Source organism: Mycoplasma zalophidermidis (assembly GCF_018913985.1).
GTDB lineage: Bacteria > Bacillota_I > Bacilli_A > Mycoplasmatales > Metamycoplasmataceae > Mycoplasmopsis > Mycoplasmopsis zalophidermidis.
On sequence record NZ_JAHMHK010000001.1, the window covers coordinates 151,848 to 172,064 of the forward strand.

23 protein-coding genes are annotated in these 20,217 nt (G+C 28.6%); 20 read left to right on the forward strand and 3 right to left on the reverse strand.

Annotated features, from left to right (window positions below; all coding sequences use genetic code 4):
• Positions 1-6: 6 nt before the first annotated feature.
• Positions 7-399, reverse strand: a complete 393-nt coding sequence (locus tag KQ878_RS00585) for an MAG1140 family protein (protein WP_216505174.1) — start codon at positions 397-399, stop codon at positions 7-9.
• Positions 374-2,434: an Mbov_0121 family peptidase domain-containing ABC transporter gene (locus KQ878_RS04310; RefSeq protein WP_216567732.1), complete on the reverse strand. Its 2,061-nt coding sequence runs from the start codon at positions 2,432-2,434 to the stop codon at positions 374-376. The genes KQ878_RS00585 and KQ878_RS04310 overlap by 26 nt, the downstream gene beginning before the upstream one ends.
• Before the next feature lie 99 nt (positions 2,435-2,533).
• On the opposite strand from KQ878_RS04310, the gene KQ878_RS00595 reads away from it, so the two are divergent.
• The 11 genes from KQ878_RS00595 (at position 2,534) to KQ878_RS00645 (ending at position 12,378) form a co-directional block, all read left to right on the forward strand.
• A complete protein-coding gene (locus KQ878_RS00595) occupies positions 2,534-2,977 on the forward strand; it encodes an RpiB/LacA/LacB family sugar-phosphate isomerase (RefSeq protein WP_216505176.1) in 444 nt (147 codons plus the stop codon).
• Positions 2,978-3,134: 157 nt separating this feature from the next.
• The gene (locus KQ878_RS00600) at positions 3,135-4,361 is read left to right on the forward strand and encodes an AEC family transporter (RefSeq protein ID WP_216505178.1); all 1,227 of its coding nucleotides are present in this window, start codon (positions 3,135-3,137) and stop codon (positions 4,359-4,361) included.
• 179 nt (positions 4,362-4,540) lie between these two features.
• Entirely contained in the window at positions 4,541-5,305 is a 765-nt protein-coding gene (locus KQ878_RS00605) for a hypothetical protein (RefSeq protein ID WP_216505180.1), read from the forward strand.
• Positions 5,296-6,657: an MAG4530 family protein gene (locus KQ878_RS00610; RefSeq protein WP_373422547.1), complete on the forward strand. Its 1,362-nt coding sequence runs from the start codon at positions 5,296-5,298 to the stop codon at positions 6,655-6,657. The genes KQ878_RS00605 and KQ878_RS00610 overlap by 10 nt, the downstream gene beginning before the upstream one ends.
• Positions 6,650-7,072, forward strand: a complete 423-nt coding sequence (locus tag KQ878_RS00615; RefSeq protein ID WP_171111205.1) for a hypothetical protein — start codon at positions 6,650-6,652, stop codon at positions 7,070-7,072. Before KQ878_RS00610 ends, KQ878_RS00615 begins: the two co-directional genes overlap by 8 nt.
• 79 nt (positions 7,073-7,151) lie before the next feature.
• The gene (locus KQ878_RS00620) at positions 7,152-8,201 is read left to right on the forward strand and encodes a YihY/virulence factor BrkB family protein (protein ID WP_216505183.1); all 1,050 of its coding nucleotides are present in this window, start codon (positions 7,152-7,154) and stop codon (positions 8,199-8,201) included.
• 106 nt (positions 8,202-8,307) lie between these two features.
• The gene (locus KQ878_RS00625) at positions 8,308-9,384 is read left to right on the forward strand and encodes a DnaJ C-terminal domain-containing protein (protein WP_216567733.1); all 1,077 of its coding nucleotides are present in this window, start codon (positions 8,308-8,310) and stop codon (positions 9,382-9,384) included.
• 62 nt (positions 9,385-9,446) lie between these two features.
• The gene (locus KQ878_RS00630) at positions 9,447-9,920 is read left to right on the forward strand and encodes a hypothetical protein (protein ID WP_216505185.1); all 474 of its coding nucleotides are present in this window, start codon (positions 9,447-9,449) and stop codon (positions 9,918-9,920) included.
• A gap of 71 nt (positions 9,921-9,991) precedes the next feature.
• Positions 9,992-10,669 (forward strand): (d)CMP kinase, encoded by a 678-nt coding sequence (cmk, locus tag KQ878_RS00635; protein ID WP_216505187.1) that lies wholly within the window; start codon positions 9,992-9,994, stop codon positions 10,667-10,669.
• Positions 10,659-11,969, forward strand: a complete 1,311-nt coding sequence (gene der, locus KQ878_RS00640) for a ribosome biogenesis GTPase Der (protein WP_216505189.1) — start codon at positions 10,659-10,661, stop codon at positions 11,967-11,969. Before cmk ends, der begins: the two co-directional genes overlap by 11 nt.
• Positions 11,970-12,105: 136 nt before the next feature.
• Entirely contained in the window at positions 12,106-12,378 is a 273-nt protein-coding gene (locus KQ878_RS00645) for an HU family DNA-binding protein (protein WP_216505194.1), read from the forward strand.
• On the opposite strand, the gene recU is transcribed toward KQ878_RS00645, so the two are convergent.
• On the reverse strand, positions 12,371-12,856 hold the full coding sequence (gene recU / locus KQ878_RS00650) for a Holliday junction resolvase RecU (RefSeq protein WP_216505195.1): 486 nt from the start codon (positions 12,854-12,856) through the stop codon (positions 12,371-12,373). The two genes, KQ878_RS00645 and recU, sit on opposite strands and share 8 nt — an antisense overlap.
• Before the next feature lie 159 nt (positions 12,857-13,015).
• On the opposite strand from recU, the gene KQ878_RS00655 reads away from it, so the two are divergent.
• The 9 genes from KQ878_RS00655 to KQ878_RS00695 all read left to right on the forward strand — a co-directional run bounded on the left by KQ878_RS00655 (position 13,016) and on the right by KQ878_RS00695 (position 19,984).
• Entirely contained in the window at positions 13,016-13,330 is a 315-nt protein-coding gene (locus KQ878_RS00655; protein WP_216505197.1) for a 4'-phosphopantetheinyl transferase superfamily protein, read from the forward strand.
• Positions 13,331-13,400: 70 nt separating this feature from the next.
• Positions 13,401-14,078: a lysophospholipid acyltransferase family protein gene (locus tag KQ878_RS00660; protein WP_308506966.1), complete on the forward strand. Its 678-nt coding sequence runs from the start codon at positions 13,401-13,403 to the stop codon at positions 14,076-14,078.
• Positions 14,071-14,826 (forward strand): segregation/condensation protein A, encoded by a 756-nt coding sequence (locus KQ878_RS00665; RefSeq protein WP_216505201.1) that lies wholly within the window; start codon positions 14,071-14,073, stop codon positions 14,824-14,826. Before KQ878_RS00660 ends, KQ878_RS00665 begins: the two co-directional genes overlap by 8 nt.
• Positions 14,816-15,400: an SMC-Scp complex subunit ScpB gene (scpB, locus tag KQ878_RS00670; protein WP_216505203.1), complete on the forward strand. Its 585-nt coding sequence runs from the start codon at positions 14,816-14,818 to the stop codon at positions 15,398-15,400. Before KQ878_RS00665 ends, scpB begins: the two co-directional genes overlap by 11 nt.
• A 27-nt stretch (positions 15,401-15,427) precedes the next feature.
• Positions 15,428-16,309 carry an RluA family pseudouridine synthase gene (locus KQ878_RS00675; RefSeq protein WP_216505204.1) on the forward strand — a complete coding sequence of 294 codons (882 nt, stop codon included), beginning with the start codon at positions 15,428-15,430 and terminating at the stop codon, positions 16,307-16,309.
• Positions 16,297-16,599, forward strand: coding sequence for an Asp-tRNA(Asn)/Glu-tRNA(Gln) amidotransferase subunit GatC (locus KQ878_RS00680; RefSeq protein WP_216505205.1), 303 nt, complete (start codon positions 16,297-16,299; stop codon positions 16,597-16,599). The genes KQ878_RS00675 and KQ878_RS00680 overlap by 13 nt, the downstream gene beginning before the upstream one ends.
• Positions 16,599-17,927: an amidase family protein gene (locus KQ878_RS00685; protein ID WP_216505207.1), complete on the forward strand. Its 1,329-nt coding sequence runs from the start codon at positions 16,599-16,601 to the stop codon at positions 17,925-17,927. Before KQ878_RS00680 ends, KQ878_RS00685 begins: the two co-directional genes overlap by 1 nt.
• Positions 17,920-19,338, forward strand: a complete 1,419-nt coding sequence (gatB, locus tag KQ878_RS00690; protein ID WP_216505208.1) for an Asp-tRNA(Asn)/Glu-tRNA(Gln) amidotransferase subunit GatB — start codon at positions 17,920-17,922, stop codon at positions 19,336-19,338. The genes KQ878_RS00685 and gatB overlap by 8 nt, the downstream gene beginning before the upstream one ends.
• 94 nt (positions 19,339-19,432) lie before the next feature.
• A complete protein-coding gene (locus KQ878_RS00695) occupies positions 19,433-19,984 on the forward strand; it encodes a thermonuclease family protein (RefSeq protein WP_216505209.1) in 552 nt (183 codons plus the stop codon).
• Positions 19,985-20,217: the final 233 nt, after the last annotated feature.

Sequence of the window (20,217 nt, forward strand, 5' to 3'; positions counted from 1 at the left end):
AATGACCTAATACTCCATTGATATAAAATTAGATAAAATCGAACCTTTGTCATAGTATAGTACACCTTCAATATGCGTGTTTGAAATTAGTCTCATATTTCGTGGTAATTTGTAAAAAGTAACTAAAACATTTTCATTTATTTTTTTAACTGCACTTACCTTTAATAGGTAGATTTTATTATCATAGTTTATTGATATTTCTTTATTTTTTTCAATATAGAATAAAGACCTTTCAGGAGCTAATAGCACTAAATTCTTCTTTTCATCAACAATGAAATTAATCTTAATAGTTTTTTCAATCTTATATGTTAACACGAAGTATAAAACAAAAATGGATAATAGGGTTATAGCAGCCAAGTATAGTCAAAATCACTTAGTTAATTTTGTTAATTTTGTCAAAATCTACCTCCTTGTTTACATGCACATATTTTTTATTATGGTTGATTTCAATAAAGAAAGCATCTTTTTGATATTCTTTTATTTTTCGAATCATCAATTTAAATATTTTTTCATCAACATTATCAAAAGCCTCATCTAACATTATAAGTCTATATTTTTTAGTAAATAGTTTAAGCAGCACAATAAATTGTTTTTGACCCTTAGAAATGTTAGAACCATTATTAACTAGTTCTGTATTTAAATTCAACCTTAATAATTCCATTAATTCATCCAATTTATATTTTTTAATATTTTCCAATAATGTTTCTTGATTTTGTTTATTATTTGATGTAATAAATTCAATAATATTGAAAGATGGTAGATACGGATCAGAAGTTATCAAAATCGAATTTTCTTTAAGATTTTCATTATCTATAAAATCGAGATCTATATCGTTAATCCTAATTTGACCTAATCAATTGCAAATTCTGTAATTTAGCAAATTTAATAAAGTGGTTTTTCCACTACCGTTAGAGCCTATAATTTGAGTATTTTTTGCTAATACTAAACTTTTAATGTTTAGAATTTTTTTGCCATAATCATACCCGAAATTAATATCGGTTAATTCAATTTTGTCTATATTTTCAATTTCAACCCCTTCACTTTTTATTTTAGATTCGTTTAGATTTAAAATAAAATTTACCATTTGAATATGTTTATTAACAATATTTTTCATCATTGTTATTGCGGTTAATGAAGTAATGGGTTGTACAAAATAATTTAATGTTGTAAGAACCATTACTAATGTACCAACCGTTAAAGAATTCTTGAAAATTAATAGACACCCTGTAAACACAATAATCATCCCCAAATTTCCAATTACCAAATCAACAAGTAAATTGTTCGAATTTTTTTTATTAAACATTGAATAATCTGCATTCATACTTTTAAGCATCTTTTCCCTTCTTCTTAACTCTTTATAATTTTGATCAAGAGAAGAATTAAAAGTATTTAGTGTAAATATAACATCTAAATCTGATTGTGCTTTTTGATGGGTTTTTGAAATAAAGTCATTATATTTTCTATTAATATGCATTTGAAAAATAACATTTGTAAAAACAGCAAATATTAAGAATATTAAAATCATCAAAAATAATAAATAATTCAATCAGATTAGTAAAACACAACTAACAACAATTGACGCTGTTTCTATAAAAAAAGAATAAACAAAATTAGCTTTATAATTTGCGATAAAATTAATATAACTAGCCCTCTTTATTAGTTCGTTATGTGTCATTTTATTCAATTCATTAATCGGCAATCTTTGAATTTTCAAATAAAAATTCTCAGAAATTTCTAACTCGATTTTATTGGATAACTTTCTTATAATTATGTCTTTTATCGAAGAATTTATAAATCGGAGAATATTTATTCATAAAAATGAAATAAATAAAACAGTTAATGTTTTAACTAAATTATTGGGTAAGACATAATCAAAAGTTAGTTTTACAAAAAATGAAGAACTAAATGTTAATATAACCGATAAAACGGCAAGTAATAATAAACCGAATGTTTGTTTTGTAAATGTAAACATTGAACTAACTTTGTCTTCAATTTCATTTATGGTTTTTTTGTTTTTTGAATTATCCAATTTATAAGCAAAAATGATTACATTTTGGTAAATAGATTTAAACTCTTCAAAAGAAAGTTTATTTCTACCACCAATATTAGAATCTTGTACCACTAAACATTTATGCGTAATTTTCTCTACTATTAAATAGTGTGCTAACCCATTATTTTTAACTAATACTAAAAAAGGGAAATCAATTCTATTAATATTTTTAATTGAATCAAAATCTGCATTATATGAATCAAGTTTTACTCCGTGTTGCGTTGCAATTTCACTCAAGTTCGCTAAATTTATCCCTTGTGAAGTATAGTGTGCTTTAAGTTTTAAATAATTTATATCAACATATTCTTTATTTAACTTCATAAAAAGATATTGCAAAACGTGCAAACCACAGTCTTTAGAATCATATTGTTTTGTAATTTTCATATCATTTATTAGCAGAAAAGTGGTTGCTTTTTAAAAAACGGAAAAAATTAATAAAAACGGATACTTTTTACTATAATAATCATAAATGTAAGGAGAATTATGAGTAAAAAAATAGTAGCTATGGCTAGCGACCACGGTGGTTGCAAATTAAAAAATGAATTAATTAGTTATATCAATGAACTTGGATATGAAGTTGTAGATTTAGGCCCAGCCGATTCATCAACTTCTGTTTCTTACTCACTACAGGGTCATAAATTAGCCAATTATATGAAAGAACATAAAGTGAGTTTTGGATTAGGATTTTGTGGAACAGGTTTAGGTATTTCATATGCACTAAATCGTCACCATGGAATTCGTGCTGCGAGAATTACTAGTGTCGAAGATGCTCACTTAGCAAAACAACACAATAATGCCAATGTTCTAGTTTTGGGCGGAAGACAAGTACCACTTGATGAAGCTAAAGCAATGATTAAGGAATATATCAACACCGAATTTGAGGGCGGTAGACACCAAAATCGTATTGATGATATAGAGAACTTTTAAACAAAGTGCTGACTTTGTTTTTTTATAAACTTACTATCATCAAAAATCTATGGGAGTATAATCAATAATTATGCGTGAAGTGTTTATATCTACTATAACCAACTCTAACCTCATTGGTGTATGTATTGCGAGCATTTTATTGATATCAATAGGTTATTTGTTCACTAAATTTGGAATTTTAAAATCATCTTGAATTAACTCTTTTACTAAAATTATTCTTGAAATTTCAGTTCCAGCAATAGCTCTAAAAGGATTTATGTCGAGCATTTCCCTTAATAAGCTCAAAGAGCAAGCATGAATATTGTTGTTATCGCTCCTTTTTTACATAATTCTTTGCTTTTTTGTTTGATTATGAGTTAAATTTGATTGAAAACTACCAAAATTAGTTAAAAATGCTTCAAACAAAACTATGCTAGGCACAATTTCAGCCACTACGAATAATGATGTGCCAAAAGAACGCGCATTAATGATGTTTATACTGATAATTTTTGGGGCTACAGCCACATTTGGATTGCCTGTAATTAGCGAATTTTATCAAGGAACATCGCATCAAGCCGGAGCAATAATTAGTGTAAGTATGTGGAACATTCCGCAAAGAATAACTTTATATACATTTGTTTTTGTTATTATCTCTGGTATTAAAATGAATAAAGATAACTTTAAACAAACATGTAAAAAGTTAGCAACCAATTCAACATTAATGATTACGATTTTAGGTTTATTTTTATGATTAACTCAGTTAATTCCAGGATTAGGAAACTCAACAAAGGATATTGACCCTATTCCAATTGATGTTTTCGCGAAACAAATAGACGGTGTTAATTATTTCGACACAATAGAAGTTGTTAAGAAAGCAAAATTTGGTACTAATTTCAACTCTATTTATATTGCAAAAGACTCAAGCAAATACATTTTTGATGTCTCTAAAAATCTTTACATAGCAACCAATATCGAACCTACTGGATGAATGGATTTTCACACAACCATACCTTATGTAAATAATGTTGTTTTAACATTATCACGTTTATGTACACCGCTTGTCTGATTAACAGTTGGTATGAAAATGAGTGAAAAACGCCTTAGAGAAGTTTTTACGGATAAATATGTTTGGTTATACACATTTATAAAACTAATCATTGTTCCGCTAATCATGCTTGGAATCATGTATTCATTCTATACTGCTAAAAAAATACCAGCCGAAGTTTGTTTAACTATTGTTGTTGTTAGCGTAACGCCTCCGGGAACGGTTCCTGCTGCTCTATCATTAATGTATAATAAAGCACCAAACTTCACTGCGAGAGCTTCGGCGCTTTCAACAATAATGTCAATAATTCTAATTCCAGTCTTCATTGTACTTTGTGAATTTATATTTAAATTAACATAACAGCGTCAAAGGCTGTTTTTTAATTAAATTTTGAAAATAATTATCAAAACAACTACTATAAATGGATACTTTTCACATTTTCCCTTAAATCAAGGTCTTGACTCTGTAGTTTGGATGGCAATTAATATTTTATGGATATAATTTCAGTATAGTATAAAAAAAGTTTAAATGGAGGAAATATGCTAACAATTTATCAAAATGAAAATGTAAACGCGGTTGCAATCGAGTTAGATATCTATAAATTTAAAAATGAAATTGATACTTTGAAGAAAGAATTTGAAGAAAATATTTCAAAATTAAAAATGAAAGAAAATTATGGACTCATAAATTATTCATTATTTACAATTCAGCGCAAGAGTCAAAGTGTCTTTACAGCTGAGGGAAAATATGATATAAATCACTTTGTGGACCAAAACGATTTTAATAAAATTAGCAATAAAATTGATATATGTTTTAAATCATGATATGACTTTCATAATGCAATCGGTGGATCTATTAACTACGTAATTGATTTATTGCAAAAAGCTGATCCGCTTTGATACGCGGCAGATGCCTTAGGAAATAACTTATCGCATTTGAATATTGATTCTATACCGGAGCTACAAGTCGCGTTACAAGGAGGAGTTTTGGTTTGCACGCTTTTAGGTCAACTTCAAAACTTAAAAGAATATAATTCTTATTCCAAAGCATTTGTTATCCAAATATTCGGAAAATTAACAAACATTGCCGAATCAAAAGATATAATATTAATAATGAATTCATTGGAGGAGGCACAAAGAGCTTTAAATAATGTCACTTCCAAATGGAATAACTTCATTTCACTAAAAATCTCAAAATCTAAAGTAAATCGGGTTTACGATACAGTAAAAACGATTTATGAAATTGCGTATGAAAAACTAATGGAATATAACAGAGATATTATGTGAGGTACAACATGTTATTAAAAGATAAAATTAATTTTTTAAAACAAAAAAACTGAATCAAAAACAGCTTGAAAAGATATTACTTATTTTTGTTTCTTTCTACTCTGCTTTTTTCAGTAATTTTATACATTTTTGTTTTGGTAAGTACCAGTAATTTTGAATTATTTAATATCCTGAAAAATAAAAATAAAGGACAAGATATAGCTTTTAAAACCTACGTTTATTTGTATATTCTACTAATTGTTTTATTATTTTTGCAGGTTATTTGATTCTTAAATTCGCTTTCAATAATTTATATTAACAAATATTATGAATATAACTGATTCAGGGCATATAAATGATTAAAATTGAAACTTTTTGTTACTCTGAATATAAGAGTTTTGAAACAAATGACTACTAAAAACGAACAAAAGGATGATGTCGAAAGAAATATAATTTTCAGAATGCAAAAAAACGGTTTCGTTTTGCATGGTTCTAAATCACTTGAACTAAAATATAAAGATTATTTCAGAAAGGCAAACGATTTAGATTTCATTTCTTATGAAAAAAACTGTAAATTAAATAATATTGGTAATTTAAAAACTATTTACAACGATGGTTTATTTGCAAAATACTCTTATGACAATAAGCCGGTGGAAATCTTCTTGCCTAAATTTATACAAAAAAACAAAATTTGAAACAAAAATGGATTTTTCCTTCCAAAACGCTACTTTTTAATTTCAATGAAAATACACCAACTTTTTAAAAGTTTCATGCTTAGTAAAAAAAATCTCGACAAAAGTGATGAAAAAGTAGAAAATGCGTTGATGGATTTAGCATTTTTGATATCAAAATCAAATATTTTAAGTATCAAAAAAATTATTAGTCACATTGAATATATGTATTTTTCAAATTTCTTTGTTTCCTATTTTATGAAATCCGATGCGTTTGTACCCACAAAAGATAATATTAATTCTTTCTTAATTTATATTAATTCCAAACTCAATTTAAATGGTCATCTGTTTGAATTAAATGAGTTATTTAATTTAATTTTTAAAAAGATGAATCTCAAAAAATTTAATTTAATCAGCAAGAAAATTAATGAAATAATCAAAGATAAATATAAATTTGAACAGGAAATATTAAATATTTCTACACATAAAGATAAAACAATTTGTAGTCTGAAAAGAGTTTTTTCCTCAGACAATGAATACAATATTTTGATGTCTAGATTTAAAGAAATCGATTATAAAAATCTATCGGGAGTTTTAAACTCACTTATAGACGAATTCAAAGGAATACAAAACGAAAACAATGGAAGTATCAGTATTGACATCAGGGAGCTTTTACTTTTAGAACTAGCCAAAAGATTAAGAAAGGAAAATTATGAATAAAAAAAATTATCGCACATCATTAATTTTATTCTTAGTAACTTCTTTAACCTATTTATTCATTTCAATAACCGTTTCAATATTCTCTATCATTGAACAAGTGAATAAATTTGCTGCTCTGCCTATGTTTACATTTATATCGTTAATGTTTTGCTTTATGATATTTGCAGGATTTACATCTTTATATCAATATATCAATTCTTGTGTATTTATAGAATATAGAAAAAACTCTCTAATTATTGAAATAATAGTAATTTTATCAGTATTTGCATACTTTGCTATGATTGTGACATGAATTCTATTACCTGTGAAACATTATATCAATATCTTTTTATCGTTTTCAATTGTTATCACAGTGTTTACGATTATTTCTATAGCATTGACAATTAATAATTTATTATTAATAAATAAAAAATAAACACTCATAATCAAGTCCTTTAATAAGCAACTCAATATACTTGTGTTGCTTTTTTCATAAATCTCCATATAATATTAATATGAGCAATAACGAAGAACAAATTTACACTGGCCAAAATCCAAAAAAAATAAAAAAGGCATATAATAAAAAGATTAAAAAATCAGTTATTAATAAAAGTGTTATACCTAACGAAAATAAACAATGGTGATTACTAGAAAAAATAATCAAATTTTTTATTATGCTTATTTTGTGAATTGCAACTCCAAAAACTACATGGAAAAATAAAAGCAAAACAAAGGAATTAATTGATAGAACGTATAATCGTTTTACCGCCAAAGATCTAACTTTTATACCAATTTCTCTATCATTTTATTTTTTGGTTTCTTTTGTTCCTATCTTAACGGTAGTTATTGTCCTACTTTCATTTATTCAAGACTACAATAATGTATTTTTAAATGTAATATTAGTTAGAATCATTCCCGGGGTTGAAAACCTAATTAATGTGCCAAATCTTAATATTAATCACGGTGTACAGTACACAACAATTGCCATTTTATTATTAACATCAACATGACTGGGCTCAAACGGCTGAGGAAGATTTATTTACTCACAAAATTACATTTATGGACATGAAACATTAGGAAACTTCTTCATAAATAGAATTAAGGGGTTTTTTATTGTTGTTAGTATAAGTATTTACTTATTCTTAGTAACCGCATTTTATATTTTTATCTATAAATTAATTTCAACTAATTTAAACTCAGTTGGCGAAAAAATATTTTTCTATGTTTCTTTCGATATTTATTTAATGATAGTCTTATATTTTGGTTTTACTTTAATTTACAAACTAACACCAAGTTTTAAATTATCGTGAAACTCTGTATTACCGGGCGTTCTTATTGCTTCATTTCCAAATATGTTATTTATTGGTGCTTTTGGTTATCTTACATCGTTAATTAAATACAACCAATATGGAGCAATCGGAACTTTTATGTATATTGCTTTGTTCGTATCATCGCTTTCTTACTTTATTTTCCTAGGTTTAATCGTTAACGAATCCTATTATAAAACTTACCATTCTAGCTACACAATTGCAAAACGTGAATGACTTTTTAAAAAAATTAAATAAATTTTTATTGAATTAGCTTTTTTATCTAATAAACTAATTTTATTATGTTATTTATCACGGCAATTTAATTTAGCAGTCTAATTATTATTGTGCTAAAATATAAGTCATGAGTAAAAAAGATTATTATAAAGTTTTGGGCGTTTCAAAAGACGCAACAGAAAAAGAAATTAAGCAAGCGTACCGAAAACTTGCGATGCAATATCACCCAGATAAGTTAAAAGATGGAACCAGTGATAAAAAAATGCAAGAATTAAATGAGGCGTACGAAGTTCTAAGCGATAAACAAAAACGTGAAAACTACGACAAATATGGTTCTGAAGAAGGGCCACAAGGATTTAGTGGTTTTGGTGATTTTAGTGGTTTTGGTGATATCTTCAGCAATTTCTTTAGTGGATTTGGTGGATTTGGCCGTAATTCATTTGAACCATCACGTGGTAACGATATGTTAATGCGCTTACAGATATCATTCAATGAATCAATAAGAGGTAAGGAAGTCAAACAAAATCTAGATAAATGAGAAGTATGTAGCCATTGTAACGGTCATGGTGGAGAAACACCTGCCGATATTGTTACTTGCGACTCTTGTCACGGTAGTGGGCAACAGCAAATTCAACAAAGAACACCTTTCGGTATTATTAATAACACTTCGGTATGTAATAGATGTAAAGGTAAAGGAGAAAAAATAATAAATAAATGTAAAGTTTGTTCAGGAAAAATTTACATCAAAAAAGAAAAAGTTGTAACTTTTTCAGTTCCCGCCGGCTCTGATAATGGTGATAGAATCAAACTTAACGGCTATGGTGGTCGAGGTGAAAATGGTGGCCCTTCAGGAGATTTATATGTTGAAATTAATGTTCAGGCTCATCAATTTTTCCAAAGGGATAATCTAAATATTTATCTAGAATATCCAGTTTCATTTATAGATATAATCAAAGAAAACGAAGTACTTGTACCCACTCCTTATGGAACAGAAACTATTAAATTACGAAGAACTTATCAAAACGGCAAAACACTTGTTCTAAGCGGCAAAGGTGTTAGAAAGAACAATCGTGCCGGTGATTTAAAAATATTATTGAAGGTTGTTATTCCAGAACTTTCAACTTCAGACCTAAAAAAACTTTCGAAAGATCTTGAGCAATATTCGGATACAACAAACACAGATTTCATTAAACAATTCAAATAAACACCAATCGGTGTTTTTTCTTTATTTTAATCTTAATTATTATTTAAAATATAATATATATTATGAAAACAAAGAAGAACCAAAATTTTATTGAACATCTTAATCACAATGACTATAGCCAACAAAGTTTATTTGCTAGTTTTCTGGAAGCAGATTCTGAATTTTTAGAAGATGTTTCAACTTATTACAAGTTGAAACCAAATAACTCACTTATTTCAATTATGATTGACCCTTGCTTATTTGCTTATAAATCAAAAGTAAACGACGTTATCAAATATATTGAAGTTAGAGATTGATATGACCTTCAGGTTAATTTAGGAATACTAACTTCTAAACTGTCTAATTTTAAAAAAGATATATTTAAATCAGTATCATTGCAACGGAAAGATATCTCTAAATTTATGAATGAAAATGTATATGAAATGTTGAATAGCGGTTCAAACTTAGATTTGGGTTTAGAATCTCGTTTTAATAACGAAGATACCGTAACAATGGCTGAATCAGCTGAAATTGTCATAAATAAAGTACAACTTTAATTCAAAAATGATATTTTTTAGTAATATTAAATAATATAAATTATATTGGTTTCAATTCAAATGGAGGATTTATGAAAAAAATAAATGTTGCAATCGATGGGCCGTCTGGTGCTGGCAAATCGACTGTATCAAAAGAAGTGGCGAAGCGTCTAGGATATACTTTTATTAGTTCTGGTAGCGTCTATAGAGCCATAGCTTATGTTGTTTCTAACAAAAATATTGACCCTAAAGATGAAAAAGCAGTAAATGCTATTTTAGATGACCAAATTTTAAAAATTAGTTTGGATGAACATGAAAGAATATATAGCGACGGTGTCGATATCAGTTCATTAATTAGAGCCGATAAAATATCGAAAATTTCATCAGATATTGCCGTTTACAAACACGTTAGAGAATACGTTGTTAAATACATCCAACAAATTACTAAAGCTAAAAAAGGTTATATTATGGATGGTAGAGATACAACATATCGAATTATGCCTTATGCTGAAGTTAAAATATTTTTAACCGCTACTGCTCACGAGAGAGCAAATAGAAGAATCCTTCAAAACAAAGAATTGGGCTACAATACAAATTTTCACCAAGTTCTCAAAGAAGTCCAAGCGCGCGATGAACAAGACTCTAACAGAAAAAATGATCCATTAAAAATTGTTGATGATGCATATGTTATTAATTGTACAGAGATGAATTTTGAAGCCGTTGTTGTTGAAATAATAAGATTAATAAAGGCGGTTGTAAATGAGAAATAATGTAATAGCAATCATTGGAAAACCAAATGTTGGAAAAAGTACACTTTTTAATCGTTTTGTTGGCAAAAAAAGTTCAATAACATACGATGAACCAGGTGTTACAAGAGACAGACTATACGAAACTTTTGAGTGGAGCGGTAAAGAAATTAGAGTCATTGATACCGGTGGTATAGAAGTGGAAAATAGACCATTTCAGGAACAAATCAGAACTCAAGCAAAAATAGCTATTGAGGAAGCTAATGTAATTATTTTTATGGTTGACGGTTCTGCCGAAATTACAAATGATGATCAAATGATTTTAAGCATGTTAAGAAAAAGCGAGAAGCCTGTTGTGGTTGTTGCTAATAAATTGGATAATACCGACATGTTTAACTGATCATGATATTCATTGGGAGCTGACAAAATATTCCAAATTAGCGCACAGCATGGCCATGGAGTGGGAGATGTCCTTGATGAATGTCTTAAAAACCTATATTTGGATGACGAGAAGACTGACCGAAACTTTAGATTATCAATTATTGGTAGACCAAATTCAGGAAAATCATCGCTTCTTAATCTCCTTTCTGGTGAAGATCGTTCAATTGTTAGTGATATAGCAGGCACAACCAGAGATAGTGTTAAAACGGTTGTGGAGTTAAAAGGTGAAAAATTTGAGATTGTTGATACTGCCGGCATTACTAAGAAAAGCAAAATCGTTGACATGATTGATAAATATGCACTAATGCGCGCGATTTCCGCACTTGATGAATCAGATTTATCGATTATTATGATTGATTCTTCAAGAGAACTAAGTCATTTTGATGCGCGTATAATTGGCTACGCACTTGAAAATTCAAAACCAATAATTATTGCAGTAAACAAATGAGATTTAATCGAAAAAGAAACAAACACAATGATAAATTATGAAAAAAATATGAGAAACAGATTTCATTTTGTACCATGAGTCCCCTTCTGTTTCATCTCGGTATTGCATAATAAGCGCGTAGATAAACTAATTGACACAATCATTAAAGTTAAAACAAATCTTGAACGGGATGTAAAACCATCATTACTATCAAATTTAATAAGAGAGACACAATTAATACAACCTGCTGCACCATACAATGGAGGTAGATTAAATATATACTTTGCCAGAAAATTATTTGACACAAGAATACCAACATTTCTAATCTTTGTAAACAACAAAAAATACTTACACTGAAGTTATGAACGTTATATTGAAAAACAACTACGCCAAGTTATTGATTTTACGGGTTGTCCAATCAAGTTAATTTTCAAAAATAAATCAGGACTTGAGTAATAACCACCTTTTTTCAATACTTTTGGGTAATTATTCATAGTTTATCAAACACAAATTAGACAAAAATTGTTATAATAATATTGCATGATTATTATGACTGTATACAAATAATCATTTATACATGAAAGGATGCATTATGACTAAAAAAGAATTCGTGGCAGAAGTAGCTGATTTAATGGATGTACCAGTTAGAGTTGCAAATGATTTTTTCGATAAATTTGTTTTTGTTCTTAAAGAGCGTTTAACAAATGATGAGAAAGTACAATTAAGTTCCTTAGGAACTTTTGAAACATCAATTAGAAAAGGGCGTGAAACTCTAAACCCATTTACAAAAGAAAGCATTACAATCGAACAAAAACGTGTTGTAAAGTTCAAACCATCTAAATACCTTAAAGATGTTATTAACTAAAACCTTTAATTATCGGTAAGAAGTCAATCACACCAGGATATGTGAGTTCGACTTGAAAACCGATTTTTTTTATTTCATCATAGCTCCATGAATTTTTTCAATTATCTTTGAGATATACTGAATTAACAATATAAAACTCATCAACATTGCTAAATAAAATTATGAAAAAAGCAAAACCACCCGATTTATAAATTCTGTCTAAATATTCAACTTGGTGTTTTTTAATATTACTATTAGGCAGTCTAAATTCATTAGTGGATTTAGCTTCAAATGCAATAAAACGACCTTCAAAACAACCAATATAGTCAACAGTACTCTTCTTGAAAATGTAAGCATCAAACAATTGACGGTTTTCATTAATTTTATAAAACTTAATTGGTAAACTTTTTTTCTCTATGAAAGCCAAATTATTTTTTTCATAATAATTTATTGTTTGATTGATAATTTTCTCTAATAACATTCCGCGGTTTTTCTTCATACATTGTCTTTTCCATTTTTTTGAAAATGTCATCTTAAAATGGAAAAAATTAACACTTTTATTGAAAAAATTAATAAATTAATTATTATGCTGAATTAATATCACATTAATTAAATATTAATATTTATATTTATATTAAAATTTACATATAATAATCTTATGAAATTAGGAATCGATTTAGTTTTAATTGATAGATTTAGATCTATAGAACAAGGATTTGAAAAGCGCTTTTGTCATCCATCGGAAATCGATTATCTTCACAATTTAGCCAGCGAAGAGGTTAGAGTGACATATTTAGCATCACTTTGAGCGATTAAAGAAGCGCTATTTAAGGCTGACAATAAATTTTTTGATTTTTCGAAAATTAAACTTGTCAAAGAAAAATCTGGTGTTTGAACATTTGAAGACTGAAAAATTTCAACCAGCCACGAAGGAAATATGCTAGTAGCAATCGCGGCATTAGAGGAGGTGTAAAATGAGTTTTAATTTTAAAATGGTTTTTTTATGGTGACATTTTTTATGATGTCTTTGAAGATTAAGGGCAATGGTAAAAAAATACCGTCGTATGCCGGATGAATTGACTCCACAACAAAGAAATGACTATTTACTTAAAAGAGCAAAACAGTTATTGTGATATTTCAATGTGAAAATCAATGTTGAAGGTTATAACGACTTACCTAAATCGCCTGCATTACTATTGCCCAACCACAAATCTAATATTGACCCGCTAATTATTTTAGCTGCTTTGGAAAAGAAAGACTTTGCAATGTTAGGAGGAAATAAAATTCCTACATTTTTGGGCAAAATTGAATTAAAGCGTAAAAAATTTGCAAGCGGTGTTTTAGAATTATTAGATACAATCTTCATTAATCGTCAGGATTTACGCCAATCTCTTAAATCACTTAATGAATTTGGGGATTTTGTTAAAAATAATAAACGTTATGGAGTTATTTTCCCCGAAGGTACACGCATCTTGACTAATGAATTGGGCGAATTTAAGGCAGGAGCTATTAAGGTTGCCCAAAGCCAATATCTAACAATTGTGCCAGTATCAATCAGCGATACTCGCCAAGCCTTGAATAAAAATAGAGGTAAAAAAATAATAGTAAATGTTAAATTTTTAAAACCTATTAAACCAACAGACTTTTTAGCAATGGATAATTTAGCAATCATTAACAGAGTAAAAAACGAAATAGAAATGAGTTTAGACAAAAATGAATAATTTATATGAATCAGACGATAAAAAATTTGATATAAGTATCGAAAATTTTGATGGGCCATTAGATTTACTTTTAGCATTAGTCCAAGATAAACACAAAGATATTATGGATGTCGATGTTGCCGAATTGGCCAGTGCTTATCTAAAAATAATTCAAGATTTGCAAGAAAACGAAATAGATCTTGCTGGTGAATATTTAGTTATGGCCGCAACTTTGCTTGCTTTGAAAACAAAGATGATGTTATTTACTCCTGAAGAAAAACCAGAAATTGAAGAAGACAAGCGTGAAATTTTACGTCGTCTATATGAATATCAACAATTTAAAGAAATATCTAAAACACTTCGCGAACACGAAGAATTACGTACAAATATTTTTATCAAAAAACCAAGCGACATTGAGGAATATCTTCTTGATGATGACAAAACACAACTAGACGGTAATTCGACACCGCTTAAGTTAATTACAATTTTAAGAAAAATGTTCGAACGAACATATGCGCAAAAACTTAGAAAAACCAAGTTAGACCATTTTCAACTCACTCCGCAAGATCAAATACCTTTTATTTTAGAACTTTTCAAAACCACTGACAATGTAACATTTGAAATGATTTTTAATCAACCTTCAATGAATCACTTTGTTATAACCTTTATGGCTGTATTAGTGCTTGTGAAAATGCAAAAAATTACTATGGAACAAAATGAACAATTTGGAACAATAACATTTGCGAAAGGACCAGATTATGAAAAATAATATTTTAGAAGCGTTGTTATATATTCAAGGAGATGAAGGGTTATCTCTTGAACAAGTTAAAGAAATATTCAACTTAAACACAATTCATGAAGCAAAAAAAGTTATGGCTGATTTTACCAAAGACTATAACAACCGTGATGGAGCACTTAAGGTTGTAAACTTTAATGACATCTACAAACTAGCTACACGCGAAACCTATAAAGAATACATTACAAAAATGGTTCAAGTGGTTAAAAAACACCGTTTATCAAATGCTGCTATAGAAGTCGCTGGAATTGTAGCTTATAAACAACCAGTTACTCGTTCAATGGTAAATAATATTCGTGGCGTCGCCAGTGAACAAGTTATGAACACGCTTTTAGCTAAAGGTGTTATTGAAGAAGTAGGAATTAGTCCAACACCAGGAAATCCAGTTTTGTATGGTATTACAAACAAATTTTATGATTATTTTAGAATTAGAACTCTTGCTGAGTTACCAAAGTTAACTGAATTCAACTTCATTGATGGAGTGGAATCGGAATCTCAAGAAGACTTTAGTTTCTTTGATTCGCAAAGACCGGACCAATACGAATAGTGGTTTTACCACTATTTTCTATTAGTTATGTCAAAACAAGAATTTATCGCAACCAGTAATGACCAAGGTCGTAAATTACTAAAGTTTTTAACTTCTATTTATAAAAATGTTCCTATATCAAGAATTCATAAAATATTAAGAAAAGGCGATATTCGTATAAATTCAAAGCGCAATAAAGATCCAAATTACATTATAAATTCAAATGATTCAATAACTATTTATGGCTTAAATGATTCCGATGCATTTTTGTTAAAATCAAATCCAAATCTAACTTTGAACTCTGAAATTATTTATGAAGATAAAAATATTCTATTAATAAATAAATTACCAGGTGTTGAGGTTCACTCAAACCAAAATTCCTTAGACCAACAGGTCTATTCATATCTAAACTTTACTCAAAACACGGCATTTAAACCAAGCCATGTTGGTAGATTGGATAAATTAACAAGTGGTTTAATAATTTATGCCAAAAACTATGAATCGCTTGTCCAATTAAACACAAAACAAGATTCATTAGTCAAAAAGTATCTTTTTATACCCGAACATCATATTGAACCTGGTATTTATTCTTTTTTGACTTCAAAGGATGATTCAGTACAAAAAATGGTCGTTACTCAAGAGAATCGAAATAATGCTAAGTTAGCTACAACCAAAATCGAAGTAATTAATAATCAATACTTTGCTACTTTATTAAGTGGGCGTAAACACCAAATTAGATTAACTTGTGCTAACTTAAAAGCACCTGTTTTGGGTGATATTAAATATGGAGCAAAGAGAGCCAGAAGACTTTATTTACACTCATATTCATTAAAATTTAACAATTTAGAAGGAAGTTTAGAATACTTAAATAATAAACAATTTACAGCAAATCCAATCAATTGAATCGAGGAGGAAAAATGAAAAAAATAGATAAAACAAAACTTGTTGAAATAGTTAGTTCATTAATGCTTGAACCAAGCGATGAAGTAATTAATCAAATTTTAGTTGAATGAAACAGCATTCAAAAACAGTTATCTTTTTTAAATAAAATAGATACCAACGGAGTAAAACCGTTAACCCATATCAACGAAACACCGGTAGTTGACTTTTTTAGAGAAGATGAAGTTGACTACACTGGAGCAATAACTAAAGAAATAGCATTAAAAAATGCGTATGATTCTGATGAAGATTACATCATAACTTCGAAGGTGGTACAGTAATGAAAATTAAAAATTTAGGTAATCTCGAAAAAGCTTTAATTTCCATTGAAAAAGACGAAAATAATGCTGTTGCTCATATTTTTAATGCTCCTAAAAAAGTTGGGGACGGGTTACTAAACAATGCTATTTTTACAATTAAAGATGTCTTTGCTACTAAGGAGGCAAAAACAACTGCTTCAAGCAAAATACTGGAAAATTTTCATCCAGGCTATAACGCTACTGCTGTATCTAAATTAATTGATGCAGGTGCTATTCCAGTTGCAAAGGTTTATAATGACGAATTAGCATTGGGAGGTACAGGTACCTTTAGTGCGTTTGGTTTGATAAAAAATCCACTAGACTCACTACGTTTAGTTGGAGGTTCATCTTCTGGTTCTGCCGCAACATTAACTAAAGACATTTGCTTCTCATTAGGTTCAGATACCGGCGACTCAGTGCGTTTACCAGCTTCATACAATTCGCTAGTTGGATTCAAACCTAGTTATGGTGCAATCAGTCGGTATGGGATGTTCCCGTATGCTTCATCACTTGACACTGTAAGTTATTTTGCTCACAACGTGAATGACATTGCAGTGATTTCAAAGGTTCTATATGGCATTGATAAAAACGATTTCACGACCGTAGAAGTTAAAATTAATAATATTGAAAAAATCAAACCTAAAAAAATTGGGATTTTAGACATAAATATTAATCTGCTGTCAGATGTGGTTCAAGAATCCTATACTAATATCATTAAAAAGCTTCAAAATACTGATATTTCAATAGAGATGGTAAAAATTAATGAAGATTTGATTCGTGCTGTAAAGCCAGTTTATGATATTATTTCATACTCTGAAGCATCAAGCAACTTAGCCAATCTTAATGGTATAGCTTTCGGTTCAAGAAAAGAAGGTCAAACTTGACAAGAAATAATGACCAATACTCGTTCTCAAGGATTCGGAACGATGGTTCAAAGAAGACTGACATTGGGTAGCTTTTTCTTACACTCTGAAAATCAAAAAGAACTTTTAATCAAAGCACAGCAAGTTCGCCGAATAATAAAACAATACTGAGACCAATTGCATGATAAATATGATTTAATTATTTTCCCTGCCAGTGGCGACATAGCGCCATTTATAGAATCAACAAAAAATATTTCTAGAGATTATATGGAATACATACTAACTACTTCTAATTTAGCTGGTTTGCCCTCAATCACCGTTCCATGAATCAAAAATTCTGATGGTTTAGGTGTAAATATAGCATTAGAAACATCAATTTACACAGATGAAAAATTGCTTTCATTTGCACTTTGAATGGAAGAATTTTTAGGAGGTAATAATGAATAGTTTTGAAACAATAATTGGTATAGAAATTCATGTTGAATTAAACACTAAAACAAAAATGTTCTCAAGTGCTAAAATTGATTTCAATGCTGAACCAAATACATGTATAAATCAAATCGACTTAGGTTATCCGGGCACATTGCCTCTGTTAAATAAACAAGCAGTAATTAGCGCTATAAAATTGGCTAAGGCATTAAAAATGGATATAGATACTGAGTTGCATTTTGACCGTAAAAACTATTTTTACACCGACTTACCTAAAGGTTATCAAATCACACAATTCTTTAAACCAATAGGCTCAAATGGTACTTTAATTATTGACCAAAACACTGGAGATACTGTAACTATCGAAAGAATCCACTTAGAAGAAGATACCGCCAGACAACACCACGGAGAAGTTACTAAACTAGATTATAACCGTGCTGGTACTCCGTTAATAGAAATAGTTACTACACCTTGCATTAAAAGCCCCGAACAAGCGGTTAGTTATGTTTCCTCAATCCGTCAAATTGCTCTTTCATTAGGAATTTCAGACGCAAAAATGGAAGAAGGTTCTTTAAGAGCTGATATCAACATTTCATTACGCCCTAAGGGTTTTAATGATTTAGGAACCAAGGTTGAAATTAAGAATATCAACACTTTCAGAGGGATTGCAAAAGCTATTGAAAACGAAATCGAAATACAAACCAAAAAATTGCGTACTGGAGAAAAAATTCTACAACAAACAAAAAGATTTGACCCTGAAACTCAATCAAATATAGTAATGAGAACAAAAACTGGTGGGGTCGATTATAAATATTTCCCAGAACCGAATATTCCAATTATAAAAATTAGTGATGAATTCATAAGTAATATAAAACTGAATGAATTGCCTTGAGAACGCACTGAACGTTATAAATCAGAAGGTATTCAAAATATTTACATTAATTCATTAGTAAATGATTTGGAAATGGCTAAATATTTTGACTCAATTAATTACCCTGATAAAGAAAAATTATCAAAATTGTTTTTCGCTGAAATTGTTTCATTAGCAAATTCAACACAAAAACATGTTTGTGATCTAAATATTAACCCAGAGCAAATATCTCAGTCAATACAACTAATGGATTCAGATATTATAAGTGGACGTTCATTTAAAAAACTAATTCCATTATTACAAAATTATCATGACGATGTCAATGAATTAGTTAAAAAACACAATTTGGAACAAATATCAGACCCTAATATAATCACAAAATGAGTTAATGAAATAATTGAACAAAATACAAAATTAGTTGGTGAATACACTTCACGTCCCGAAAGAGTATTAAAAATGATACAAGGTTCTCTAATGAAAATTTCTGGTGGCCAAGTAAACCCAACTAAAGCAATAGAAATAGTCGAAACTATTTTAAAAGAAAAATTTAATAATTAGCAACTTTGTTGCTTTTTTATTGCATTTTTCAGTAAAAATACATTTTTTTTACTTTTTTTAAAAAAAAGGAATCTCTGAAAGATATTAATAATATATGAAATGATTAAAACTTATACCGCTACTATCTATTCCTTTATCAACATTGGCTTGTACCATGAATTTTTCGCAATATTCTAACTATAAATTAAATAGTTATTATGTAGCAGACGGAGATACAATTTATGCTTATATTGATAATGTTAAAGTAGGGATTCGTTTTTATGGCATTGATACGCCAGAAACGAAAAAAAGCAATAATTCTGTGGCTGATTTAGAAAATTTTTTTGCGCAAAAAGCTAAAGTTGAAGTTATCAAATTATTAAATAAAAAACCTATCAAAATTGTTAAAATTACAGAAGATAAATATAAAAGATGGATATGCAAAGTATTCAACCATAATGACAAAGACATTGCATTAAATTTACTGAAATCCGGTTTAGCAAGAGTAAAATATATTTCAAAAAATAGAAAAAATATAAATTATTGAACTAATGATTATGAGAATATACAATATTTAAACGAACTTAAAAAGAGCGAAAATCTCGCCAAAACCACAAAAAAAGGTTTATGGTTTTATGGTGAGCGAAGGGTTTTTTACAAAAAATAATTTTATTTAATAACAATGAATTATTGTGTTTATTAAATAATGTTGCTATATTATTTAAACAAATATGACTTAAATTCTATATTATTCAGTAAATCATTCATTATGAGAACAGTTATTTAACAGTTTAAAATGTAGAAAAAATAAATATCTTAAAAATTAATCATTAATATATAATTAAAAAGCAATTTAATAATTGCCTCTAAACTAGTGGGAGATATATATCGCTAGAACCA